This window comes from Streptomyces sp. NPDC003038, assembly GCF_040611115.1.
Taxonomy (GTDB): Bacteria; Actinomycetota; Actinomycetes; order Streptomycetales; family Streptomycetaceae; genus Streptomyces.
In genome coordinates this window covers 1-24,004 of record NZ_JBEXNN010000050.1, presented here as the reverse complement: position 1 = coordinate 24,004, position 24,004 = coordinate 1, and the positions used below count along the sequence as shown (strand labels likewise).

22 protein-coding genes and 2 pseudogenes are annotated in these 24,004 nt (G+C 70.9%); 15 read left to right on the top strand and 9 right to left on the bottom strand.

Annotation, left to right across the window (positions count from 1 at the left end; genetic code table 11):
• The 4 genes from ABZX75_RS32135 to ABZX75_RS32120 form a co-directional block, all read left to right on the top strand.
• Positions 1–323 (top strand): vitamin B12 dependent-methionine synthase activation domain-containing protein (locus ABZX75_RS32135; RefSeq protein ID WP_355417037.1); only part of this gene is annotated, 323 nt, incomplete at its 5' end.
• Between the two features lie 28 nt (positions 324–351).
• Complete coding sequence (gene metF / locus ABZX75_RS32130) at positions 352–1,311, top strand: methylenetetrahydrofolate reductase [NAD(P)H] (protein WP_355417034.1); 960 nt, start codon at positions 352–354, stop codon at positions 1,309–1,311.
• A 5-nt stretch (positions 1,312–1,316) separates the two neighbouring features.
• Positions 1,317–2,708 (top strand): adenosylhomocysteinase, encoded by a 1,392-nt coding sequence (gene ahcY / locus ABZX75_RS32125; RefSeq protein WP_355417031.1) that lies wholly within the window; start codon positions 1,317–1,319, stop codon positions 2,706–2,708.
• Between the two features lie 153 nt (positions 2,709–2,861).
• Positions 2,862–3,470, top strand: coding sequence for an anthrone oxygenase family protein (locus ABZX75_RS32120; protein ID WP_355417028.1), 609 nt, complete (start codon positions 2,862–2,864; stop codon positions 3,468–3,470).
• A gap of 68 nt (positions 3,471–3,538) precedes the next feature.
• Here ABZX75_RS32120 and ABZX75_RS32115 read toward each other — a convergent pair whose 3' ends face one another.
• Complete coding sequence (locus ABZX75_RS32115; protein WP_355417025.1) at positions 3,539–4,036, bottom strand: anthrone oxygenase family protein; 498 nt, start codon at positions 4,034–4,036, stop codon at positions 3,539–3,541.
• 460 nt (positions 4,037–4,496) lie between these two features.
• Between ABZX75_RS32115 and ABZX75_RS32110 the strand changes: the two genes are divergently transcribed.
• On the top strand, positions 4,497–5,273 hold the full coding sequence (locus ABZX75_RS32110) for a class I SAM-dependent methyltransferase (protein WP_355417022.1): 777 nt from the start codon (positions 4,497–4,499) through the stop codon (positions 5,271–5,273).
• A gap of 42 nt (positions 5,274–5,315) precedes the next feature.
• Here the strand turns inward: ABZX75_RS32110 and ABZX75_RS32105 are convergent, their stop codons facing one another.
• Positions 5,316–5,981 carry an isoprenylcysteine carboxylmethyltransferase family protein gene (locus ABZX75_RS32105; protein WP_355417019.1) on the bottom strand — a complete coding sequence of 222 codons (666 nt, stop codon included), beginning with the start codon at positions 5,979–5,981 and terminating at the stop codon, positions 5,316–5,318.
• Between ABZX75_RS32105 and ABZX75_RS32100 the strand changes: the two genes are divergently transcribed.
• On the top strand, positions 5,962–6,528 hold the full coding sequence (locus tag ABZX75_RS32100) for a GNAT family protein (RefSeq protein ID WP_355417040.1): 567 nt from the start codon (positions 5,962–5,964) through the stop codon (positions 6,526–6,528). The two genes, ABZX75_RS32105 and ABZX75_RS32100, sit on opposite strands and share 20 nt — an antisense overlap.
• A 69-nt stretch (positions 6,529–6,597) precedes the next feature.
• Here ABZX75_RS32100 and ABZX75_RS32095 read toward each other — a convergent pair whose 3' ends face one another.
• The 3 genes from ABZX75_RS32095 to ABZX75_RS32085 all read right to left on the bottom strand — a co-directional run bounded on the left by ABZX75_RS32095 (position 6,598) and on the right by ABZX75_RS32085 (position 10,380).
• A complete protein-coding gene (locus tag ABZX75_RS32095; RefSeq protein WP_355417016.1) occupies positions 6,598–7,410 on the bottom strand; it encodes an SAM-dependent methyltransferase in 813 nt (270 codons plus the stop codon).
• A gap of 22 nt (positions 7,411–7,432) precedes the next feature.
• Positions 7,433–7,666: a hypothetical protein gene (locus tag ABZX75_RS32090; protein ID WP_355417013.1), complete on the bottom strand. Its 234-nt coding sequence runs from the start codon at positions 7,664–7,666 to the stop codon at positions 7,433–7,435.
• Between the two features lie 155 nt (positions 7,667–7,821).
• Entirely contained in the window at positions 7,822–10,380 is a 2,559-nt protein-coding gene (locus ABZX75_RS32085) for a SpoIIE family protein phosphatase (RefSeq protein ID WP_355417010.1), read from the bottom strand.
• A 388-nt stretch (positions 10,381–10,768) separates the two neighbouring features.
• Between ABZX75_RS32085 and ABZX75_RS32080 the strand changes: the two genes are divergently transcribed.
• The 4 genes and pseudogenes from ABZX75_RS32080 to ABZX75_RS32065 all read left to right on the top strand — a co-directional run bounded on the left by ABZX75_RS32080 (position 10,769) and on the right by ABZX75_RS32065 (position 12,614).
• Positions 10,769–11,641, top strand: coding sequence for an isocitrate lyase/PEP mutase family protein (locus ABZX75_RS32080; RefSeq protein WP_355417007.1), 873 nt, complete (start codon positions 10,769–10,771; stop codon positions 11,639–11,641).
• A complete protein-coding gene (locus ABZX75_RS32075) occupies positions 11,638–11,907 on the top strand; it encodes a hypothetical protein (protein ID WP_355417004.1) in 270 nt (89 codons plus the stop codon). The genes ABZX75_RS32080 and ABZX75_RS32075 overlap by 4 nt, the downstream gene beginning before the upstream one ends.
• A gap of 139 nt (positions 11,908–12,046) precedes the next feature.
• Positions 12,047–12,366: pseudogene (locus ABZX75_RS32070) on the top strand (serine/threonine protein kinase); the annotation flags it as partial.
• 80 nt (positions 12,367–12,446) lie between these two features.
• Positions 12,447–12,614, top strand: coding sequence for a hypothetical protein (locus ABZX75_RS32065; RefSeq protein ID WP_355417043.1), 168 nt, complete (start codon positions 12,447–12,449; stop codon positions 12,612–12,614).
• 646 nt (positions 12,615–13,260) lie between these two features.
• On the opposite strand, the pseudogene ABZX75_RS32060 reads toward ABZX75_RS32065, so the two are convergent.
• Positions 13,261–13,380 (bottom strand): annotated as a pseudogene (locus tag ABZX75_RS32060) (IS110 family transposase); the annotation flags it as partial.
• Between the two features lie 491 nt (positions 13,381–13,871).
• On the opposite strand from ABZX75_RS32060, the gene ABZX75_RS32055 reads away from it, so the two are divergent.
• The 5 genes from ABZX75_RS32055 (at position 13,872) to ABZX75_RS32035 (ending at position 20,956) form a co-directional block, all read left to right on the top strand.
• Entirely contained in the window at positions 13,872–14,252 is a 381-nt protein-coding gene (locus ABZX75_RS32055) for a hypothetical protein (protein WP_355417001.1), read from the top strand.
• Between the two features lie 512 nt (positions 14,253–14,764).
• Positions 14,765–15,121, top strand: coding sequence for a hypothetical protein (locus tag ABZX75_RS32050; RefSeq protein ID WP_355416998.1), 357 nt, complete (start codon positions 14,765–14,767; stop codon positions 15,119–15,121).
• A 479-nt stretch (positions 15,122–15,600) separates the two neighbouring features.
• Positions 15,601–17,952, top strand: coding sequence for a type I polyketide synthase (locus ABZX75_RS32045; RefSeq protein WP_355416995.1), 2,352 nt, complete (start codon positions 15,601–15,603; stop codon positions 17,950–17,952).
• Between the two features lie 136 nt (positions 17,953–18,088).
• Positions 18,089–20,521, top strand: coding sequence for a SpoIIE family protein phosphatase (locus tag ABZX75_RS32040; RefSeq protein ID WP_355416992.1), 2,433 nt, complete (start codon positions 18,089–18,091; stop codon positions 20,519–20,521).
• A 204-nt stretch (positions 20,522–20,725) separates the two neighbouring features.
• Positions 20,726–20,956 carry a helix-turn-helix transcriptional regulator gene (locus ABZX75_RS32035; protein ID WP_355416989.1) on the top strand — a complete coding sequence of 77 codons (231 nt, stop codon included), beginning with the start codon at positions 20,726–20,728 and terminating at the stop codon, positions 20,954–20,956.
• Positions 20,957–21,083: 127 nt separating this feature from the next.
• Here ABZX75_RS32035 and ABZX75_RS32030 read toward each other — a convergent pair whose 3' ends face one another.
• The 3 genes from ABZX75_RS32030 to ABZX75_RS32020 form a co-directional block, all read right to left on the bottom strand.
• Positions 21,084–22,073: a serine/threonine-protein kinase gene (locus ABZX75_RS32030; protein WP_355416986.1), complete on the bottom strand. Its 990-nt coding sequence runs from the start codon at positions 22,071–22,073 to the stop codon at positions 21,084–21,086.
• A 590-nt stretch (positions 22,074–22,663) separates the two neighbouring features.
• The gene (locus ABZX75_RS32025; protein ID WP_355416983.1) at positions 22,664–23,260 is read right to left on the bottom strand and encodes a hypothetical protein; all 597 of its coding nucleotides are present in this window, start codon (positions 23,258–23,260) and stop codon (positions 22,664–22,666) included.
• A 158-nt stretch (positions 23,261–23,418) separates the two neighbouring features.
• A complete protein-coding gene (locus ABZX75_RS32020; RefSeq protein WP_355416980.1) occupies positions 23,419–23,889 on the bottom strand; it encodes a hypothetical protein in 471 nt (156 codons plus the stop codon).
• Positions 23,890–24,004 lie beyond the last annotated feature (115 nt).

Below are 24,004 nucleotides of genomic sequence, written 5' to 3'. Positions count from 1 at the left end.
TCTCCGTCCAGCTGGCCGAGGCCATGGCCGAGTACTGGCACGCCCGCGTCCGCGCCGAGCTCGGATTCGGCGGCGAGGACCCCGCCAAGGTCGAGACCGCACCATTTTTGAACGACCTGTTCGACCTCAAGTACCGCGGCGCCCGCTTCTCCCTCGGCTACGGCGCCTGCCCCGACCTGGAGGACCGCGTCAAGATCGCCGGCCTCCTCCAGCCTGAGCGGATCGGCGTCCACCTCTCCGAGGAGTTCCAGCTCCACCCCGAGCAGTCCACCGACGCCATCGTCATCCACCACCCAGAAGCCAAGTACTTCAACGCACGCTGAGCCCCAATGAGCCGGAAAGGAGCCCGACATGCCGGCTGCTGTGGCCGTCACCAGCGAACGCCCCCGCACGTCCGCCCCCGCCACCACCCTCGGCGTCCGCGAGCTGCTGGCCCAGGGCCGGCGGAGCTTCTCCTTCGAGTTCTTCCCCCCGAAGAGCGACGCCGGCGAGCGAACCCTGTGGGCCGCGATCCGCCGTATCGAGCCGCTCGCACCCTCCTTCGTCTCCGTCACCTACGGCGCCGGCGGATCCTCCCGCGACCGCACCGTCGAGGTCACCCAACGCATCGCCGCACAGACCACCCTGCGCCCGGTCGCCCACCTGACCGCCGTCGGCCACTCGATCGCCGAACTGCGCCACATCATCGGCCAGTACGCCGACGCGGGCATCCGCGACGTCCTCGCCCTGCGCGGAGACCCGCCCGGCGACCCCAAGGGGCAGTGGACACCCCACCCCGACGGCCTCACCCACGCCCACGAACTGGTCACCCTCATCCGGCAGTTGGGGGACTTCTCGGTAGGCGTGGCGGCCTTCCCCGAGCGCCACCCCCGCTCGCCGTCCTGGGCCGAGGACATCGGGCACTTCGCCGCCAAGTGCCGGGCCGGCGCGGACTACGCCATCACCCAGATGTTCTTCCACGCCGAGGACTACCTGCGCCTGCGTGACCGGCTCGCCTCCGTGGGCTGCCTGACCCCGGTCATCCCCGAGATCATGCCGGCGACCGACTTCCGCCAGATCCGGCGCTTCGCCGAACTCAGCGACGCCCGCTTCCCTCACGCACTCGCGCAGAAACTCGAAGCGGCGAAGGACAACCCGGCGGCCGGCCACCGCATCGGTGTCGAGTACGCGACCGCCATGTCCGAGCGCCTCCTCGCCGAGGGTGCACCCGGCCTGCACTACATCACCCTCAACAAGTCCACCGCGACTCTAGAGATCCATCAGAACCTGAACGTCAGCCAGAACTCAGCCACCACCACCATCACGGAGTAGACCCCATGGACTTCAAGGTCGCAGATCTCTCACTCGCGGACTTCGGCCGTAAGGAGATCACCCTCGCCGAGCATGAGATGCCGGGTCTGATGTCGATCCGCAGGGAGTACGCCGCTGCGCGGCCGCTGGCCGGGGCGCGGATCACGGGGTCGCTGCACATGACGGTGCAGACGGCGGTGTTGATCGAGACGCTGGTGGCGCTGGGTGCGCAGGTCCGGTGGGTGTCGTGCAACATCTACTCGACGCAGGACCATGCGGCGGCGGCGATGGCCGCTGCCGGTATTCCGGTCTTCGCGTGGAAGGGCGAGACGCTGGAGGAGTACTGGTGGTGCACGGAGCAGGCGTTGACCTGGCCCGGGCACGCGGGCCCGAACATGATCCTGGATGACGGGGGTGACGCGACGCTGCTGGTCCACAAGGGCGTCGAGTACGCCAAGGCGGGCGCGGTTCCGGACCCTTCCACCGCTGAGAACGAGGAGATGGCGCTGGTCCTCAGCCTTCTGCGCGGCAGTCGTATCGACTGGACGGCGCTGGCGGCGGAGATCCGCGGTGTGACGGAGGAGACCACCACCGGGGTGCACCGTCTGTACGAGATGCACCGTGACGGGGCCCTGCTCTTCCCGGCGATCAATGTGAACGACGCGGTGACGAAGTCGAAGTTCGACAACAAGTACGGCTGCCGGCACTCCCTGATCGACGGCATCAACCGGGCCACCGACGTCCTGATCGGCGGGAAGACCGCGGTGGTCTTCGGCTACGGAGATGTCGGCAAGGGCTGCGCGGAGTCGCTGCGCGGCCAGGGCGCCCGCGTCATCGTCACCGAGATCGACCCCATCTGCGCGCTCCAGGCGGCGATGGACGGCTACCAGGTGACCACCCTGGACGAGGTGGTGGAGACGGCGGACCTCTTCATCACGACCACCGGCAACAAGGACATCATCATGGCCGCCGACATGGCCCGGATGAAGCACCAGGCGATCGTGGGCAACATCGGCCACTTCGACAACGAGATCGACATGGCCGGTCTCGCGCAGATTCCCGGCATCGTCAAGGACGAGGTCAAACCGCAGGTCCACACCTGGACGTTCCCCGACGGCAAGGTCCTCATCGTCCTGTCGGAGGGCCGCCTGCTGAACCTGGGCAACGCCACCGGCCACCCGTCCTTCGTCATGTCGAACAGCTTCGCCGACCAGACCCTGGCCCAGATCGAGCTCTTCACCAAGCCGACCGACTATCCCACCGGCGTGTACGTGCTGCCCAAGCACCTCGACGAGAAGGTCGCCCGCCTCCACCTCGACGCCCTCGGCGTCAAACTCACCCGCCTGCGCCCCGAGCAGGCCGCCTACATCGGCATCGACGCGGACGGCCCCTACAAGCCCGACCACTACCGCTACTGACCCCATCACCGCCGAACGGTTTCCGCCACCGGCCCTCGAACCCCGCTCGAGGGCCGGTGGAATCCCCATGGCCGGGTACCCGGGGGAGTGCCACGATCGGATGTCCGTGCCGAGGGCGAGCAGTATTCCCACGACCCCAGATGAGGATGTCCCATGAACCCCAATCCGGCCGGTGGCCCCCCGCAGTACCCCGCCGGCGGCCCGAGCCCGTATGCGGCCCCGCCCCACTCCACCGCGCCGCCCGGGCCGGCGACCACCGAGCGCGGCAAGGCGGCCACAGCCCTCCTCCTGGTCTCGACGATCCTCGTCGGCCTGATGGCGGGCCTCTTCTTCGCCTTCGACGTCTCGGTGATGCCGGGCCTGGCCACCGGAGACGAGCGCACCTACGTCACCGCGATGCAGTCCTTCAACGCGGCCATCGACGGCAACGGGCTCTTCGGCATGGCCTTCGTCCTCGCCCTGCTGGCATCCGCCGCCTCGGCGATCGTCGAGTTCCGCAAGGGCCGCCGGGGCGTGGCGATCTGGGTCGCGGCGGCCGCCCTGGCCTACTTCATCGTCCTGGTGATCACCTTCTGCGTGAACATCCCGCTCAACAACGAGCTGGCCGAGGCCGGCGACGCGGCGAGGATGACGGACTTCTCCATCGTCGACACGTTCAAGGGCACCTGGGCCGCCACCAACATCATCCGCACGCTGCTGTGCACGGTGGCCCTCACCGCCCTCTCCCGGGCCCTGATCCTCTACGGCCGCGCCACCCGCTGACCCCGCGCACGCACGAAGTCCCCCGGCCACCGGCCGGGGGACTTCACACGTACCGGGGGCGAAGGCGGTCAGCGGGTCTGGCCGTGCAGGTACAGCGCCCAGGCGAGAAAACCGACCGCAGCCGTGCACAGCAGCGTGCGCCACACGTTCGCGCGGGCCCAGGGACCCTCGAAAGCCCGGCGCACGGCAGCCGGATCGCCGATGCGCCCGACCGGTCCGGCCTTCTCCAGAGCGTTGTTCAGCGGGATGTTCACCTTGTTGGTGACACCCATCGACACGACGTAGCACACCAGCGCCGCGACCAGCGGGGGCAGCACCTCACGCCCGTCGGACGGAATGTGCAGGGCCACGGCCAGCGCGGTGAAGAGCAACGCGCCGATGTAGCCGAGGACGAACCAGCCGTTGAGGATGGCCACGTTGATGCGCTGCATGACCTCGATGACCGTACGGTCGTCGGTCCGCTTCAGACCGGGCATCACGGAGACGGAGAACCCGTAGAACAGGCCACTGACCAACCCCATCGTGACCGTTGCGGCGATCAGCGAGGCCAAACGTGCGGTCTCCATCGTGTGTCCCCCTGCTCGCCCGTCCTCGGAGCTTGTCGGTCATCGATTCTTCGGGGACGGGTCATCGAATCGTCAAGTCACCGCGATCATAGGGCCGCTGAGCCCTCGCCGCGCCGAATTCGAGCCGCCCTCGACCACCCCTTGAGCGCTCCGTGCTCCCGGTCCCGCGCCCGGCCCGGCCGTGGCCGCCCTGCGCAGCTCCACCCATTTATTCACACACATTTTCGAATCTCTGGGCGGTGCGGGGAGGGGAAGCGGCCCCGCGTGAGCGGCCGTGCGCCCGGGTGGAGGCGTCTGGCGGGCCGCCTGCCGGGGGTGGTGTGACGCTGGGTTTCAAGGGGCTCACCGTGCGGGGCCCCGCGATCACCGGCATGGGCATCTGGTCTGTATGTGCCGGTGACCGACCTCTAGTGGCGCGTGAAGATCCGCCCCGATGCGGGAGACCGGAGATGGAGTAGGCATGGCCACCAAGAAGAACCTCGTCGCCAACCGCGAATCCCTCGTCCACAAGGTCCGCTACGCCGCGAGCCGCCCGGACCGCATCGCCCCGTATCTGAAGCGGGCCGCCCGCGACCGCTGGCTGGCCTTCAAACACCCCGACCACGTGAACTACTACCGGGCCGTGATGGCCTCCGACACCCGCCGCAACCCCGAGGCCGCCGTCGGCAGCCAGACGCACGAACGCTGGCTGGCGCTGGGGCAGATGCAGTTCGACTACCTCCTGCGCCACGGGCTGAAGCCCGAGGCGCGCATGCTGGACATCGGCTGCGGCAACCTCCGCGCGGGCTGGCGCTTCATCGACTACCTCGAAGCGGGCCACTACTACGGCATCGACATATCGCCCGACATCCTGATCGCCGCGAAGCGGACGCTGACCGCGCGGGGGCTTCAGGCCAAGGTCCCGCACCTGACCATCACCAGGAACCTGACGCTGGACTTCCTGCCCGACGGCTACTTCGACGTCGTCCACGCCCACAGCGTGTTCTCGCACTCACCGATCGAGGTCATCGAGGAGTGTTTCGCCCACGTCGGCCGGGTCCTGGCCCCCGGCGGCTACTTCGACTTCACCTTCGACCGCACCACCGGCGCCGAACACCAGGTCTTGCGCGAGGACTTCTACTACCGCACCCAGACCCTGGTCGACCTCGCCGCCCAGCACGGGCTGACAGCACGGTTCATGGAGGACTGGGAGGAACTCGGCCACGGCCAGTCCAAAATCCGTGTCAGCGCCGGCTGACCCGTCCCCGGCGGGCGCCGTCCCCGACGGGTGGGGCGGGGTTTACCAGACTCCGGGGATCAGGCGTGCGGTGGTTGCCGAGTAGTCGGTGTAGGCGGTGCCGAAGGCCTTGGTGAGCACGGTTTCTTCGGCGTGGATGCGGTAGAGCTGGCCGGCGAGGGAGCAGCCGGTGAGGACGGCTGCTGCCGGGGGGTGGTCGAGGCTGAAGGCGGCGCAGCCGATGGCCAGGAGGCCGCCGGCGTAGGAGGGGTGGCGCAGGTGGCGGTAGAGGCCGGTGCGGGTCAGCGGTTGTCCGGGGTGGACGTCGACGGTGACGCGGTGGTGTTCGCCGAGGGTGGCCACGGCCCGGTGGCGCAGGGCCAGTCCGGTCCAGACGCCGGGAAGGGCGATGAGGATGGTGGTGGCGCGGTCGCCGAGCAGGCGGCGGCCGGGCGCGTAACACAGCAGGGCGCCGGCGGCGGCCTGGCCGAGGAACCCGGCGGCGAGGAGCACGCGGCCGCTGTGCCGTTCCGCGGCCAGCGGCTGGACCGGATGGGTCCGGATCTGGCGGCGGCGGCGCAGCATCCAGTGGGCCTCCAGGCCGTACCAGGCGGTGAGGGTGGCGGCGGCCAGGCCGTAGGCGAGTGCCTTCTTCGGTGTACGCGGGGAAGTGGTGGGCCGGGTGTTGCGGATCGGGCGAATATCCGAAATGGGTAGTGTGCCGGTCATGAGTGACATGATGCGTTTGCGCCCTTTTCAGGAGGGTGATCTCGGTGTTCTCGAGCGGTTGGCGTACGACCCGCAGATGTTGGGGCCACTCGCGTGGACGGGATGGAGTGAAGCGCGCGCGGGGCTGCGCAAACGCTGGGAGCAGAACCGGTTGCTGACGGATGACGAGGGCGTGTTGGCGGTGGTCCGCGGTGATGCCGCGGTGGGGGCGGTGACGTGGCGGGCCGTGAGGTACAACGCCGTGTCACGGTGCTGGAACACGGGGATCTGCCTGCTGCCGGAGGAGCGCGGCACCGGCGGGGCGGTGGCGGCGGGGCTGGAGCTGCGGGACTACCTGTTCGCCCACACGCAGGCGAACCGGATCGAGGCGCATGTGGACGTGGACAACACGGCCACCCGTGTGGTGTGCGAGAAGATCGGGATGACGCTCGAGGGGGTCGCTCGCGGCGCGCACTGGCGTGCCGGCCGGTGGCGGGACGCGGCGGTGTACGCCTACCTGCGCGGGGACCTCCCGCCGCAGGCGGCCGACGCGGGACAGCCCGCATGACAGCCTGACGGCCCGGTCGCGGTGGCCTCCGCCGCGGCCGGGCCGTCAAGGTACGCCTGCGCGTCCGGTTCAGCCCCGGCCGCGCAGGCGTGCCAGCAGTTCCCGGTCCAGCGGCCGCTGCGGCAGCGGCGGCACCACCAGGGTGGTGGCGGCGCTCATCGGGGTGTCGGGGAGCTTGGCCAGCGGGATGGTGGCCGCCCGCGGCGGCGCGGCGACGTAGGGCGAAGCCTCGTACGCGGTGACGGGATGGTCCCGGGGGTAGTGCGCGGCCAGGAGTTCGACCAGCAGCGCGGCGCCGGGGCGCGGGTCGAAATCCGCGACCCGGTCCACCATGCCGATGACGCCCACCTGCCACAGGATCAGCAGGCTGGTGGGGTCGAAGACGCGGCGGCGGACGATGAAGTCGCTGGCTTCGAAGCTCTGGCAGCCGCGGGTCGCGGGGTCCAGACCCAGGTCGGCGAAGAGCCAGTCCTCCGCGGAGCTGGCCGGCAGCATCCTCGCCGGGATGCCGCCCGACTGGGCTCGGCGGATCGCCTCGTGCCCCACGTAGGCGAACACCCCGGGGTGCCCGTACAGGGCGACGCACACGAACTGGTCGCGGCGCACCTCGGCGAGGATGCGCTGGACCATCTCCTCATAGGAGACCTGCCGGCGTTTGCCCGCGGCGTAGTGGCCGTCGAGAGTCTCCACCGTGGGGTTCAGCTGCTGGATGTGCCGGGTGACCAGCGGGTCCCCGATCAGGCACAACACCTTGTCAGCCCGTTCGATGCTGGCCTTGGCCTCCATGGTCAGATCCCCGACGGCCCGGTATCCGGTGCCCACCACGACCAGCTGCGCGTTGGCGGTGAGCGTCTGCGCCGGACCGTCGGGTGCCTGTGTCACGTGCGTTCCCACCTGCGGCGAATCAGTTCTCGTCGACGGCGACGTAGAGGACAAGCGCGTGAGGGGTCTCCTTGATGGGGCTGTGCTCGGCCAGCAGAGCGCGGACCCGGTCCGCGTCGCCGGAGGTGAGCGCGGCCTCTTCAGCCGGGCTCAGCCCACGGCCGGCGACGTACTCCTGCGGCGAACGGTGAAACGCCTGCTGTCGGCGCGGATCGGTGACCAGTTCTTCCATGAGCTCGACCACTGCGGGGGACATACCCACCTCCTGCACAACGGGGACACGGGGATTGGAGCCCAACCAGTCGAACACGACCGCAACCGCCACGCCCGTCCAACCCACTGACGGTGGTCCGAACGGAGCAGCCCCGGGATCGTCCGTGATCAGTCTCGGCGCTGCTTCACCGCAACCGCTCAAGCGGCGGGGGAGTGGGCGCCGTTGCCGTCGGGCAGGGGCTGTTCGGCCCAGATGGTTTTGCCGCGGGCGTGGTAGCGGGTGCCCCAGAGCTGGGCGAGTTGGGCGACCATGAACAGCCCGCGTCCGCCCTCGTCGGTCTCCAGGGCGCGCCGGATGTGGGGCGAGGTGCTGCTGGCGTCGGTGACCTCGCAGATCAGAGTGCGGTCGCGGATCAGCCGCAGCTGGAGCGGTGGGGTGCCGTAGCGGATGGCGTTGGTGACGAGTTCGCTGACCACCAGTTCCGTGGAGAAGTCCAGCTCCTGCAGTCCCCATTGCGCCAGCTTCCCCCTCGCGAGGGCCCGGGCCCGGCCGACGATCTCCGGTACGGCTTCCAGGTCCCAGGTGACGTGGCGGTCCGGGTCGAGTTCGCGTACGCGTACCGCCAGCAGTGCCACATCGTCGTCGGGCCGGTCCGGCACCAGCCGGCCCACCAGCCGGTCACAGATGTCATCGAGCCCGGACGCGGGGCGGGACGGACCGGGCGCCATCGGTCCCGCCTGCGCCAGGGCCTCGTACAGCAGGCCGGTGTCCGGACCGGTGCCCGGGCTCCCCGGGTCGATGTCCCGGCCCGCCGGCTTCACCAGGCCCGCGGTGTACAGAACGAGGAGATCCCCGTCATCGAGGGTGAGTTCGCCGCTCTCGAACGGCGCACCGGCCGGGCCGAGCGCGGGACCGCCCGGCAGATCGAGTACGTCGACCCTTCCGTCGGCCGACACCTTCGCGGGGGGCGGATGGCCGGCTCGTGCCACCGCGCAGGACCGTGAGACCGGATCGAACACGGCGTACACGCATGTCGTGCCGGCCGCCCTGCCGGCGAGGTTCTCGCCGTGCTCGTCCTGGAACCGGTTGACCTGATCATTGAGCCGGGTGAGCAGTTCCTCGGGGGGCAGGTCCAGATCGGCGAGGGTCCGTACCGCGGTGCGCATGCGCCCCATGGTCACCGCCGCGTGCAGGCCCTGCCCCGGCACGTCGCCCACCACCAGCGCGACGCGGGCCCCCGACAGCGGGATCACGTCGAACCAGGCACCTCCCAGCCCGGCGTGCCCGCTGGCGGGAAGATAGCGGGACACCGCTTCCACCGCGGCCAGGACGGGAAGCTCCTGCGGGAGAAGACTGCGCTGGAGTGCCAGAGCCGTCTTGCGTTCCTGCTGGTAGCGGCGGGCGTTGTCGATGCAGACGGCGGCACGCGCCACGAGCTGCTGGGCGAGCAGCACATCGTCCTGCTCGAACGGGCGGCTGGGCCTGAAGCGTACGAATTCCACCGCACCCAGAGCCGCGCCCCGCGCGGACATCGGCACCAGCAGCCACGAGCAGATGGCCTCCTCCAAGGTCTCCGCGGCCGCCCGGGGATCGATCGGTGCGAGTACCCCGGCCAGCTCCTCACCCGTCATCAGCAGCGGCTTGCCCTCGGTCATGGCACCGGTGAACAGCGGTGCCGCGCTCGAGATGAAGGGATCGACCTCGCCCACCCGGGCCACCGTCGCAGCCGGGGTGCCCGGCATGGCGGCCATGGCCGTGCGGCGCAGGGGCATGGCCTCACCCACCGGACCGGTCACCGGCTCCTGGCCGCCGAACACGGGAGTCAGCAGGTTGACGTAGGCGTGGTCGGCGAACCGCGGAACGGTCACGTTGCACAGCTCCTGCGCGGTCGGCAGCACATCCAACGTGCTCCCGATCCGCGTACTCGCCGCGTTCACCAGCGCCAGCCGCTCCCGCGCCCTGGCCTGCTCGGTCACATCTGCCACCGCATGGGCCAGCGCGATCACCTCCCCGGAAGAATCACGCAGCGGAAGGATCGTCTCCAGCCACACGTACTCACGGTCCGGGTCAGCGGGCAGCCGGCCGCGCACCTCGCTCTGGACCAGAGCCTCGCCGCTCTCCAGGACCTGCCGCTGCCGCGCCTCGAAGGCACCGGTGTCCAGCAGGCCCGGCGGCGCGACCTCGGCCATCGTGTGCCCGGTGAAATCCTTGCCCGCGAACCACCCCGCACGGCGCCGCCCGGCATTCTGCGCCAGGAACCGCAGCTCCGTGTCGAAGACGTCGATATCGAACGGAGACTCCGTGAACAAGCCCCTCACCAGTGCGGCACCCAGCTCCCGGCGCCGGGCGCTGCCCGCGTCCGACGCCTGGACCAGCCACCGGCCGTCACCGGCCGTCGACACCAGGCGACGCACCTGGAGCACGGCCTCCACCGAGTGACCACTGCGGTGACGCAGCACCACCGCACCCAACCGCACCACCTCAGCGCCCCCGGCCCCACACCGCGCGGCCGGCCCGGCGGCGGCCGGCCCGCCCTCCAGCAGATCGGCCCCCCGCCTTCCCCGGACCTCCTGCGCCGTGTAGCCGAGCAGGCGCTCCGCCCCGGGACTCCAGGCGATGAGCGCGCCGTGGTCGTCCACGACGGCGTACGCCTCGTCGCCCGGCTCGGCCAGCAGGCCGGCGCCGGCATCACGTACGGGGTCCTCCATCACTCCACCCCACTCGGTGAGCTGCTGGTGCACGGGCAGGCGCCCCACGTTTCCAGCTTCGTCCCATAATCCGCTTCACCACCGGCTCGCGCCGGGTCCAGCCAGGCGTGTCGCAGCCAGCGCAGCGCGGGGGCGGTGCCGCGCGCAGCACCGCCCCCACGCGCGGTGGGCAAGGGCCGCCGCGACGGTGAGCGCTCCACCGAAGGCCCCGGGCCCGCCCGGCCGAAACCAAACCGCTTCGCGGCAGGGGCATTTGGGCGTGTACCAGTGACGTTTCTGTGGTGAACGGGCTACGCCGTTGGGGTGAGCAAAGCCTGCGTAGGGAGAGATTCTCCGAATGGCCAGGAAATGATCAGCTTTGGGTAAAGAGCCGCCGTGTCGCGGCCACTCACCCTTGCCCCTATGCAATGACGCACCCCTTCGGAGGATCCGGACGATGACTTACGGGAACAAGCTGCGAGAAGCGATCGCCGAGCCGGGCACGACCCCCCTCATCGGTGTCTACGACATGTACTCGGCGTCGGTCGCCGCCGGGCACTACAACGGGATGTTCGTCTCCGGCTTCGGCTTCGCCGCCTCGTACTACGGGCTGCCCGACATCGGCTTCATCGCCTGGCCGGACATGGTGGCCTTCGTCCAGCGGCTGCGCGGAGCATTCCCCCAGCACCACCTGCTCGTGGACATCGATGACGGTTACGTCGATCCCGAGGTGGCCTGCCACGTGGTGGAGGGGCTGGAGCGCATCGGCGCCTCCGGGGTCATCCTGGAAGACCAGAAGCGTCCCCGCAGGTGCGGCCACGCCGACGGCAAGCAAGTGCTGCCGCTCGCGGAGTACCTGGAGAAACTGGACATGGTGCTGGCGACCCGCAGGGACATGGTCGTCGTCGCGCGCACGGACGCCACCGAGGAGGCCGACATCCTCCACCGGGCGGAGGCCCTCGCGGCCACGGACGCCGACGTCGTCCTGGTCGACGGGGTCCGCAGTGTGGAGTGGATCCGGCGGATCCGTGAGGTGGTCGGCGGCAAGCCGCTGCTGTTCAACCAGATCGCCGGCGGAAAGTCGCCGCGCCTCTCGCTCAGCGAGCTGACCGAGCTCGGCATCGACGTGGCGATCTACAGCACACCCTGCCTCTTCGCGGCACACCGGGCGATGGACACGGCACTCACCGAGCTTCGGGTCGCCGACGGGCGGCTGCCGGCGACGGACGAGAGCGGTGAGGTCGGGGTCGGTGAGTCCACCAGGCTGCTGACGAAGAACATCGCGCGGCACCGGAGCGTGCCCGCCGCACGCGAAAGGGTAGGCGTGTGACCGGAGCGCGGCTCCGGGCCGCCGCCGCCGTCGCCGTGGCCCTGATGGCAGGAGTCGCGGCGCCCGCCGCGGCGAGCGAGAGCCTGATCACCGTGATCGACAACTCACACGCGGACTCCGTGGTGGAGGTCGACCGGGCCGCCAACCTCCAGAGCGGCAGCGGCACCGCCGGCAGCGACCACGACGGCAGCGCCGTGGACATGCTCTCCACCCTGGTCGAGGCGGTGCACCCAAGCCAAGAGGACGCTGACCGAGCGACGCGGTGAGCGGTCACCGACCGGCCGGGCGGAGCGCGGACAGCACGCCCCATCGGGCCGCCCGCCGGCGGACTGCCCGACAGACCGCCCGCCGCGGAGACACGGGGCGGGCGGGGCACTGCTTCGCCCCATGGGCCCACCACGTTGGATGGTTGAACCATCTCCCCCCGTGGACCAGCTGATCGCCGAAGACCCGAACCCGCATAGGCCCGTACCGCCTGATCGCCCGGCTGGGCGCGGGCGGTACGGGCCTGGTCTGTCTGGGCCGCTCCGAAGGCGGACGCACGTGGCCGTGAAGGTGGTGCAGGGCAGGCGCAGTACGCCGGGCACCCCGAGTTCCGCAGGCGCTTCGCCCGTGAAGTGGCCGCTGCCCGGCGGGTGGGCGGGAGTTGGACGGCGGCCGTGCTCGACGCCGACACCGACGCCGCCGTGCCGTGGGTGGCGACCCAGTACATCCCCGGACCCGCACCTCGCCGACCTCATGGGCCGCCGACGGATGCTGACCGTCGGCCTGGTCCTCTTTGCCGCGGGCGCCGCAGATCGCCGCAATGGTGCTGCACGGCCACACCGCCGCCCTCTGGTGGGCCGCCGGCTGCATGCTGCTCGCGAGCCTGATCGCCGGCCCTGATGCTCACGGCCCAGGCATCGAAGGCCCACCCGCCACCGGCCCCCGGGGCAGGCTGGTGAACGGCTCCGCGGTGAACCAGCGCGGATGACCGGGGCGTCCGGCGAACGGCTCGGCCGCCGCAGACGGGCCATCGAACGCACGATGTCGTTTCGATGCGGGGCCCCGGGCCCGCGATGGACCGCACCGGCGTCTTGTCCCACCCGCTGCCCCGCATGCTCGCCTGCACCTGGACGTCACTGCCGAGACATTCCCCGCAAGGCGGCCGGCGCCCGGAGGGCCCGGCCGCCTTGCGGCGCCGCGTCAGTCGCCACCGCAGGACGAGCCGCCACCGCAGGCGTGACCGCCCCCGCCTCCCCGCGACCGGCCGCCCCCCGACCCGCCTCCCCGCGACCGGCCGCCCCCCGACCCGCCGCGCGGGGACGGTCCTGCCCCCGACCCGCCGCGCGGGGACGGGCCTGCCCCCGACCCGCCTCGCGGGGACGGGCCTCGCCCGGACCCATGGATTCCGCTTCCTACTACCGCCGCGATGAACAGCACGATGAGGACGATCCCCACGCCCACCACGTACTCCATTTCCTCCACCCCCCTGCCCGTTCTCATCTGTGTGAGGGTGATGCCCCGCACGGTCGGCGTGCCAAGCGCATCTTGAGGAACTCCAGAGCTTCGGCTCGACATCCACCGCTACGGCCGCCCTCCGGGTGGCGATGACGGGGGGGGCGATCAGCGGCCGCGTCCGTGGCCGGGACGACGACGGTCTGTCCGTCCAGCACGGTGAAGACGTCCTCGACCACTCGCCCGGCCATCCGCGGCGCCTATGGACGCATCAAGGTCACGAGCCGCCGGCGGCCGGCCCGGCCCGGCCCGGCGATCCGAACCGTTCCCAGGGTGCCAGGGCGGTCTTCTCCCGCCCGGCACGGACTCGGCCAGGCGCAGGCACCGCCGTCGGACAGCGGAACGGGACCCGCCGGGCGGGCCGGCCCGGATGCGTGCGGTACGTGACCGCACACCGCATGGTGGCGGTCCCTCGCGGTGCGCCCGCCGCAGCCCGCCCGCCCCCGCCCGGTGGCGTTTCCACGCTGCGTTTACCTGACGCTTCCGGTCGCGTCAAGTCCCGAATCCTCGGAACGTGATCCTGCCGGGCCGGTGGGGCTTACTTGAAGTGCGGGCCTCACCGGAAGGCAACGAGGCAGCACGGTAAGACGGAATTCTCCCCCAGAGAATGCTCCTTTCTCACCACATCGCCGGTTATGCCGGCGCGGCGTCGCCGGTCGGAAAACGGTCCGCCAATTTTCGCCCCGGATTTCCGGGGAATGCCAGCAAACCTCTCTATCGGTAGGAGAAACTCATGACCCGCAATATTGACACCCGCAACGACGTCCGTCCCACGCGGCGGGGCTTCCGCCTCGCGACGGCTCTCGCCTCGGGTGCCCTGCTCTCCGGTGCCGTCATCCTGCCGGTCTCCGCCGCGACGGCGTCTCCGATGCCCGCCGCGCCGGTCGTGAGCGTCGTCGAGGGCAACGACAAGCACGACCACCACGACAAGCACAAGCACAACAAGCACAAGCACGACAAGCACAACAAGCATGACAAGCACAACAACAAGCACGACAAGCACCACGACAAGCACAACAAGTACGACAAGCACCACGACAAGCACAACAAGCACGACAAGCACCACGACCACCACAACAAGCACGACCACCACGACAAGCACGACCACCACTGACAAGCACGACAGGCGACGGCACGGCGCTCCCGCGATCTGGAGCTGATTGCCGTGGGACGGTGCCGACTGCGGTCCGCAGTCCGACTGGGTGGTAAAACCGGCGGTCACGCCACCCAGCCGGACTGCCGAATACCGGCAGGGAAGCGAAACGTGCGGGCCGCCTCACGCGCGGCGGCCGGAGCGGTGCGGAGAAAGCAGCCGCACCCTGGCCATTGGCCCTATGGAATCTGCCTCGGAAATAATCCGAGGCTTTTTGCCTGTTCTCATAATCTTTTGTGCACACGGACGGGGAGCGGCAGCCCGAGGCCGATCCCAAGGACCACCACTCGACAGATGAACCCCGCTTCATCTGTCGGACCACTGCTCCGCCGGCCGGCGACTGTGATCCAGACCGACCGGAAGGCCCCGGGATCTGCCTGCCACGAGCACTCGGCGCGTTCAGCGCGCCAGACTGGGTAGCCGGGCACTGGAAGGTTCGCGGCACAGGACCGTTGCATGGAGAGGTGAGCGACGTGGCCATTCCCGAGAAGAGGAAGAGCGCCGACAGCGCGGCGCCACTCGCTGGGGTCAGGCCCCTGGCCGCGGTAGACCTGGCGCTGAAGAGCCTGGCGTCGCCACCCCAGGGGCCGGAGCAGTTCACCATCGGCGCGGCCGTCGCCTACCAGTGGGCTCTGGGACGCAGGGCCCGTGCCCCGGTCACAAGCGCCGATGGCCGGGGCGTGCCGGATCTGCCGCTGCTGACGGCCGAAGTGGATGCGGCTGTCGTCCAGCTGGAGGACCCCACCACCCCTGCCGACCTGCGTGACTTCACCCGTGGGGTACACGATGCCCTCGGCTGGGTCTGCGGGTACAGCGACCAGAGCGCGTGACCGGCCAGGCGCTTTCCCGTTCCTCGTCGACGAGGCCCCACCGCTCCGGGCATCCGCGTGCCGTGCGGTCAACTCCCCTGGCAGACCGCAGGGATGACGGAACGTGTGACTGCTGGTCAAGCCGGTGCCCGACGTCTTGCGTAGCGCAGCCCCTCCAGGGGCGGTCGCCGGCGCCTGCCCGCAGGGGTACGTGGGCACAGCCGCATGCCGGTAGAGGAACCCGCCCAAGACCGTTCTGCGGTACGGCGTGCGGCTGACGACGCGCCGCGGGATGTGCAAGGCCCGCCTGGCCGGCGGCCAGGGCCTCGCAGAGACCACGTACCGGTTCGAGCCGCGCCGCGCCGCCACTGCCTTGCCGGCTCCTGTCAAGTAACGAACAGCCGGGGCTACGGCCTCATCCCTCATCCGGGCACGGTGGAAACCGACCGTCCTGCGTCGCCAAGAGCAGGAGCGAAACGCCGTCCGGATCGGGGGCCTCCATGTTCCGTGGTGCAGAGGAGCTCGCCGACGGACACAGTCGCTTCACCCTGCGGGGGAGCTTTCTCGACATGGCGGCCGGCACCGTCAGCCGGCAGTTCGTCATCGGCGGCCCCGGCTTCGCCGTCGCCGCCGCCTGTTCCGGCTCACTGCTCACCCTCGACCAGGCGATTGCCCACGTATGCCAAGGCACCTGCCGGATCGCCGTCGTCGGCGGCGTCTACCTCAGCCTCACCCCCGACAGCCTGGTCGGCTCCTCCGGGCTCCGCGCACTGTCCGCCACCGGGGTGTGCCGCCCGTTCGGCGAGGGGGCCGACGGCTTCGTCCTCGGTGAAGGTGCCGGCGCCGTCGTCATACGGCCGATCGTAGACGCGCTCGCCCACGGCGACCGCGTCTACGCAGTGATCAAGGGCATCGGACCGGCCATTGACGGCGCGTCTCCCGGACCGCTGGCCCCCACCGCCGAAGGCCGGCTCCGCGCCATGCGCCGGGCCTATGAGGACGCGGGTGTTCCGCCCTCTTCCGTGGGCTTCCTCGAAGCCCTCGGCACGGTCACCGGCGGCGGCACCGCCGCCGGCGACCGTGCCGAGGCGGAAGCGCTGCGCCGGCTGCGCACCGAGCACCCCGACGACGACCCCGCTCTGTGCTACCTCGCCTCGGGCAAGGCCCTCATCGGGCACTCCCTGTCCGCGGCAGGCATCGCGGGACTGATCAAGACGGCCCTGGTCGTCCACCACCGCACGATCGTGCCGCAGCCGCAGACCACCCCTCATCCGGACCTGGGCATCTCCGCCGCGGGCCTGCGCTTCGCCGACACCGCGCGGCCCCGGCCGAGCGGTGTCGGCGCCCCGCGGCGTACCGCCGTCAGCTCGTCCGGCTTCGGCGGCACGAACGTCCATGCGGTTGTGGAGGAGCAGCCCGCCCCAGCCCCCGGCCGCCTCTCGGTGCGCGCCGAAGACACCGGACCCCACCTCCTCCTGCTCTCCGCCGGCAACCGCGCGCTGCTGGACCGGCACATCGGCGACGTACTCGACACGCTGGACCGCACACCCCGCCCGCCGATCGCGGCACTGGCCCACACCCTGGGCGCGCGTGAGCCGCTGACGGCCCGGCTCGCGATCGTGGCCGCCGACACGGACGGATTCACCCGGCAGCTGCGCCACGCCCGCCGGCAGCTCGCCGACGGCGCCCGGGGCGACCTCGGCGACGGCGCCTTCGTCGCCGACGCACCCCTGCCGGCCGCGCAGCGCCGCATCGCCTTCCTCTTCCCCGGCCAGGGCAGCCAGCGGCCGGGCATGATGCAGGACCTCTACGAGAGGTTCACCGGCTTCCGGGCGGCTGCCGACGGCCTCAGCGCCGTGGCCCGACGGGACACCGGCTTCGACCTCACCGATCTGCTGTACGGCGAGGCCGCGACCACCCACGGCGACGCCGAGGAGCTCAGGCAGCGGCTCGCCGCCACCACCGATGTGTGCCAGCCCCTGCTCGGTACCGTCCAGATGGCCGCCACCCGTCTCCTCGCCGACTGCGGCATCACTCCCGACCTCGCCCTCGGCCACAGCGCCGGAGAGTTCGCCGCCGCCGCGGCGGCCGGAGCGCTCACCGACCAGGACACCATCCGGCTGCTGGTCCACCGCGGCGCGGCCCTCCGGCAGGCCGAGACCGGCCCGCGGGGCGGGATGCTCGTCGTGCAGAGCGACAAGGAGACCTGCCGCCGGCTCATCAACGGCATCGACGACGTGTGGCTCGCCTGCTACAACCAGCCGCAGCAGGTCGTGGTCAGCGGCACGCCGCGAGGGCTCGCCGCCACGCGCCAGGCCTGCGCCGAAGCCGGGGTCGTCACGATGACGCTCGAGGTGTCCAACGCCTTCCACTCGCCGCGCATGGCCTCCACCGAGGAGACCATGCGCGCGGACCTCGCCGACCGCCCCGTCAGCAGCCCCGCCCTGCCGTTCGTCTCGTCCGTGAACGCGGCCGTCTGCACCGACCCCGGCCGACTGCGCGAGCTGTGGGCCCGTCACGCGTCCGCGCCGGTCCGCTTCGGCGATGCCGTCCGCACCGCCTACGACCAGGGGGCCCGCGTCTTCCTCCAGGTGACCGGCGGCAGCTCGCTCCTCACCTCGGTCCGCCGCAACCTCACCGGCCACGGCGACGTTCACGTCGTCCCCGCCGAAGGGGTGGCGCCGGACAGCGGACGTGACTTCATCCGGGCCCTCGCCCAGCTCGCGGTCCTGGGCGCCCCGGTCGACCCGCGCGCCCTGGTTCCCAAGGAAGACCGCCTTCTGCTGGACCTGCCGGTGGCGAGGCCCGACACCCAGCCCTACCGGGTGGCGGACAGGCGCCCCGCGAAGTAGGACACCTCCCCAGGCCGCGACCGTACTGCGTTGGTGCTCCTTGCCCCGCTGGATCATGCTTGTCAGTGGAGCCCCTGCCGTGCAGGTTCCCGTGGGGACAGCGGGCAGGAAACTAGCGAGGGCGAGATGAGCGGCGATGGAGCGACTTCCCACCTCTCCTGGTGAGCGGCCGGAGGAGACGGGCGCCTCCCCTGAGCCGGCATACACGGCCACGGCCAGCATCAACGAGCAGGGCACCGTGACCGAGTGGAGTGAGGGTGCCCATCGACTGCTCGGCTACGTGCCCTCCGAGGTCGTGGGGCTGCCTGCCACCCACCTGCTCGCCGATGACGACGGCGATACGGCGCGGCGGATCCCGCCCGGGCAGGAGCGGTGGAGCGGCACCGTGGCACTGCGGCACCGGGACGGCCACCGGCTGGAACTGGGACTGCTCGCACACCGCTGGACGTCCACCGGCGGGAGCACCAAGTGGTTCGTGGTGTCCGCCGTGGCGGGCACGCCCCGCACGCCCTGGGACGAACCGCTGAAGGAATGGGCGTTCACCCAGTCCCCCTGCTTCCTGGCGATCTTCGACGCCGACCTGCGGCTGGTGCGGGCGAATGCCGGCATGGAGCGCACGCTTTCCCTCACCGAGGCCGAGATGCGCGGGCTGCGCCTGCCGGAAATCGCGCCGGATCCCGTGAGCGACGAGACCGAGCGCAGGATGCGCCTGGCGTTGGAGACCGGTGAGCCGCAGGACGCGGATGCCTTCATCCGCCCCACAGGCGCCAGCACGGACCACGGCTGGGCGACCTCGCTGGCCCCTTTGCGGGACCAGGACGGCCGGGTGCGCGCCGTGTGCCTGGCCGCGCACGACAGGACCGGGATCGAGGGTGACCGGCAGCAGATGCTCCTGCTGAACGTCGCCGACGCCCACATCGGCACCACCCTGGACAGCGCCCGCACCGCACAGGAGCTGGCCGACGTCGCCGTCCCCCGGCTCGCCGACTTCGCAGTCGTCGACCTGCTGGAACCTCCCCCGCGCGGCGACGAGCCGTCCTCCGGCCCGGTGGCAGGGCCGGTCACCGTGGCCCGTACCGCTGTGCGGTCGATCCTCGAAGGAAGCCCGGAGTCCCCGGTCGCGGTCGGAGAGACGACCGTCTATCCGCCGCTGTCACCTCCCGTCGAGTGTCTGGCCGCGGGCCGTGGCGCCGTGTACGGGACAGCCGACCCGGCCATCGCCCAATGGGTCTCCCAGGACCCAGGGGCCGCCTGGATCAGCGAGTACGGGACCCACTCGATGATGGTGGTGCCGCTGCGGGCCGGCAGTATCACTCTCGGCTTGGCCATCTTCAGCCGTCACCAGCGCCGCGAGCCCTTCCAGCCGGAAGACCTGTGGCTGGCCGAGGAACTCACGACCCGAGCGGCCGTCAGCATCCACAACGCGCGCCGGTACACCCGGGAGCACACCACCACCATGACGCTGCAGCGCAGCCTGCTCCCGCACACGATGCCCAAGCAGACGGCACTGGAGATCGCCTCCCGCTACCTGCCCGCCGCTACCGGGGCCGGCGTGGGCGGCGACTGGTTCGACGTGATCCCGCTGTCCGGCGCACGGGTGGCCCTGGTCGTGGGCGACGTCGTCGGCCACGGCATCCGTGCCGCCGCCACCATGGGCCGACTGCGCACCGCCGTACGCACCCTGGCCGACGTCGACCTGCCGCCCGACGAGCTGCTCACCCACCTCGACGACCTGATCATCCACCTGTCCGCCGACGAGGCCGACCGGGAATCCGGCGGGGAAGCCGCCGGGGGCATCGGCACCACCTGCCTGTACGTGGTCTACGACCCGGTCACCCGCAACTGCACGGTCGCCCGGGCCGGCCACCCCCCGCCCGCCGTGGTCTCCCCGGAAGGCTCCGTGTACCTCCTCGATGTCCCGGACGGCCCGCCGCTGGGCCTGGGCGGCCTGCCCTTCGAGTCCCTCGAGGTCGAGCTCCCCGAGGGCAGCATCCTCGCCCTTTACACCGATGGTCTGCTTCAAGCCCGCGACCACGACCTCGACGACGCCCTGGACAGCATGTTCGCAGCCCTCATCCGTCCCGCCTCCACGCTGGAGACGGTCTGCGACCGCGTACTGACGGCTTTGCTGACTCACCCTCCCGATGACGACGTCGCCCTGCTCGTCGCCCGGACCCGGGCCCTGCATGCCGACCAGGTCGTCGTCCTGGACCTGTCCTCCGACCCCTCCGTCGTCGCCCACGCCCGTCGCCACACCACCGACCAGCTGACGGCCTGGGGGCTGGAGGAGGCCTCCTTCGTCACCGAGCTCCTGGTCAGCGAACTGGTCACCAACGCCATCCGCTACGGCGAGCCGCCCATCCAGCTGCGGCTGATCCACGAGAACACCACCCTGATCTGCGAAGTCTCCGACGCGAGCAGTACCGCCCCGCACATGCGGCGGGCCCGGATCTTCGACGAGGGAGGGCGGGGCCTGCTGCTGGTCGCCCAGCTCGCCCAGCGCTGGGGCACCCGGCACGCCCCCATCGGCAAGACCATCTGGGCCGAGCAGTCCCTCGTCGGGTACTGAGGCCTCGTCGGGTACTGAGGACGGCGAGCACCCGGAGGGCGGCGTGCCCTGTGACACGCCTGTGACAGTCGGCGGACACCGTCATGAAGTGGCGCGAGCAGGCTTTTCAACACGGACAAAAAGCCACATTCAGGCATATGTCCCCTGCTTCCGAGGGCGTGAGCAGAGCAGCGATGACCGAACCGATTCGTCGGAGGAAATCCCATGAGCCTCACACTCACCATGCCGCACGCCGAAGCCCCTGCACCTGCGCTGGCCCCGCGTGAGCAGGAGGCACTGGGACACATCGCCGCAGGGCGCACCTACCTGCAGACGGCCCGCCACATGGGGCTCTCCAAGCACACGGTCGACGCCTACCTCCGCCGCATCCGGGCCAAGCTGGGCATCAACAGCACGGCGGAACTGACCCGCCTGGCCATCTCCCTGGGGCTGTGACGCCCGGCCACCCCAGCGGAAACCGCCAGGGAAGCGATCCGGCGCCCGCGCACGCCCCCACCCCCGCCCCCGTCCCCGCCCACCCACGCCCCGGTCACCGGCGCCCCCGCGTACAGAGCGGAGCGCTCTACCGCCCGCCGGGCGGGCCGCCGAAGACCGGCAGCGCCCAGGCCGGAGGCTGCGGGGGCGGCACGGCGTTCCCCGACGTCCCGGGAGGCCGCGGATCCACCCTGACGCCCCCGGTGGCCAACCGCAGGGCCGCCACGAATTCCAGGCACGAGTCGTAACGGTCCTCGGGGACCTTCGCCAGGGCCTTCGCCAGGACCTCGTCGGCGGCGGGCGCGATCCCCGGCCGCCTCTCGGACAGGGCGGGAGGCTGGTCGTACTGGTGCGCCCACAGCAGCGCCACGTCCTCGTCGCGCTGGAAGGGCGGCCCGCCGGCGAGTGTTTCGTAGACGACGCAGGCGAGGCTGTAGAGATCGCACCTGCCGTCCACCGGCCGGCCGGAGATCTGTTCCGGCGCCATGTAGTCGAGCGTGCCGACGAACTCGCCCGCGGCGGTCAGCCCGGAGAGCGCCAGCGACTTCTTCGTCAGTCCGAAGTCCGTGAGATAGACGTGTTCGGGATGGTCGCTGTCGGTGCCCGCGGCGACCAGGATGTTGCCGGGCTTGACGTCCCGGTGCACCAGATCGTGCTCATGGGCCGCGTCGAGTGCGGATGCCACCTGGGCGGCGATGCGCAGGGCGGTCGCGACGGGGAGCGGGCCCTCCCGGTCCAGCAAGGCCCGCAAGTCCGGACCCGAGACGTAACGCATGGCGATGTACAGGACGCCGTCGGTCTCACCGGCTTCGAAGATCGGCACGATGTGAGGGTGGTCGATCATCGCGGCCACCCGCGACTCGTGGGTGAAGCGGCGCCGGAAGGTGTCGTCGCGGGCGCGCTCCGGGGCGATCAGCTTGAGCGCGACCGTACGGTCCAGGCGCAGGTCCTTCGCACAGTAGACCACCGCCATGCCACCGCGGCCGATCATGCGCTCGACCCGGTAGCCCGCGATCTGCTTCCCGATCAGACCGGAGGCCCGGCCCGTGTACAGGCCCGGGTCCGATGCCGTGCTCATCAGGCGCCTCCCTCACCCTGCCCGGTCCGACGACGGCTCGGCGCCGCTGCGGTGTCCGGGGGCGACAGGCCGCTCATCCCTACCCGAAAGTCTATCCAGTGATCCACAGGAGTGCCCGTTCACGATGATGCAGATGATGCAGGTGTGGACGGACGAGCGGTGGCGCCGGCCGGGACAGCGGCGGGACCCGGCAGTCGTCCAGGCCGCATGGGCCGTGTACGGGCGTTCGCGTGCGATCCGCGGCCGGATGCCGACGGCACGTACCGGCTTTGCGGTACGTGCCGTGTGTTCTCGGGGCGGATGTGCCCGGGGGACCCCGGTGCGCAGGATGAACGGGGGCCCCTGGAGTACCGGCTGCTCGTCCGGCCGTTTGCGGCCGGTGGTGCGTGCGGCGCTCCTTCTTGGGCGCCAGCGGGTCGGTCACCGCCGCGCGCGGTTCGCCGCCGGCCTTCGGCCGTGGCGCCCAGCCCGCCCTCCCGCACCGAGGCCGATCCCGAGGTGACCGGTCACGGTGTGATCATCCGGTGCGGCAGTCGCGAGGCGGGAGGCCGGGCTGTGAAGGCGCCGTCGGGGTGCGGAGCCGGTGGGGGTCAGCCGGCGCCGCCGTTGCCGCCGCGGCCGCCTTGACCGCTGCTCTGGCAGCCGACGCCGACGCAGGTACCGCCGTTGCCGCCCCGGCCGCCGTTGCCGCCGTCACCGCCGGCCGGCGCGGCCCCGCCGTTGCCTCCGTTGCCTCCGTTGACGCTGCCGTGGCAGACACCGGCACAGACCCCGCCGTTGCCGCCGTTCGTGCCGTCGCCGCCCTGCCGGCCATCGACGCCGTTGCCGCCGTTGGCGCTGCCGTTGCACAGCCCGGCACAGACCCCGCCGTTGCCGCCGTTGGTGCCGTTGACCGATCCGGTGCAGTTGCCCGCGCACACCCCATCACCGACGCGGACACTTCCCTTGCCCACCTTGACCTTGGCCACCTTGACCTTGCCGACCTTCACGCCGCCGCCGGACTTGCCGCCGCCCGAACGGCTGTCACCGTTGCCGAACGGGGAGCCGAGGTAGGGGCCGGCGGGTGCCGCGGCCGACTGGTTCGGCTGCGCCGGCGCCGCCGTGGCGGCCGGCGCCATCGCACCGGCACCGAGCAAGGTCGAAGAGACGACGAGACCGAGACGGAACTTCCAAGAACGCACACGCATGACATTCACCCTTGCCGAGAAATCGCTTTTCCGTGACACGGTTCCGCTCGCTCGCTTTCCGCGCCTTCTGTCAGCTGGAGGCCGGCGGTTCGACCCGCCGGTCCCGTTTCTTCCTGGAGCCTTTCCGCCCCTGCTTGACCGCCCTCGCCTGCACGGTTTCAGGAGCGGAAATCACCTTCCATCAGGGCGAACCAGTTGCCGTCGAGGTAGTCCTTCTTCCAGGTGTCGAGCTGGTCCTGAGAGATGTCGTACTTCTTGGCGATCTTCTCCTTCGTCGCGTCCGAGTCGTCGGCCAGCATCACCATGACGATGTACACCTTGTCCACCACCGTCAGCTCCGACTTCGACTTGTCGGGCAGGTCATCGAACCGGAGGCACCCCGGGCGGCCGGACTTGCCGGGTTCACCCGGCTGACCGGGCTTGCCGCCCTCTCCGCCCTTACCGCCCTTACCGCCCTCTCCGCCCTTGCCGATCATGGCGCAGGGTTCCGGGTGGTCAACGGCGGCCGAGGAGCTGATGCCGGCCGGGGTGTGGGACCCCGACGCTTGCGCGGCGCACGCCGTGCCGGTGACGAGAGCCAGGGAGGCCGCCGCCAGGACGAGCGGACGCTGCCAGGAAATCGTGAACATGGGGGTTCTCCGTTGTCGTGATCAAAAAGTGGGCCGTGGCCACGAGATTCGGCAAGCGCGGCTACATCTTCCACGGCACCGTCACCTCGGTCCGACTCTGGCTCCGCCCGTGATC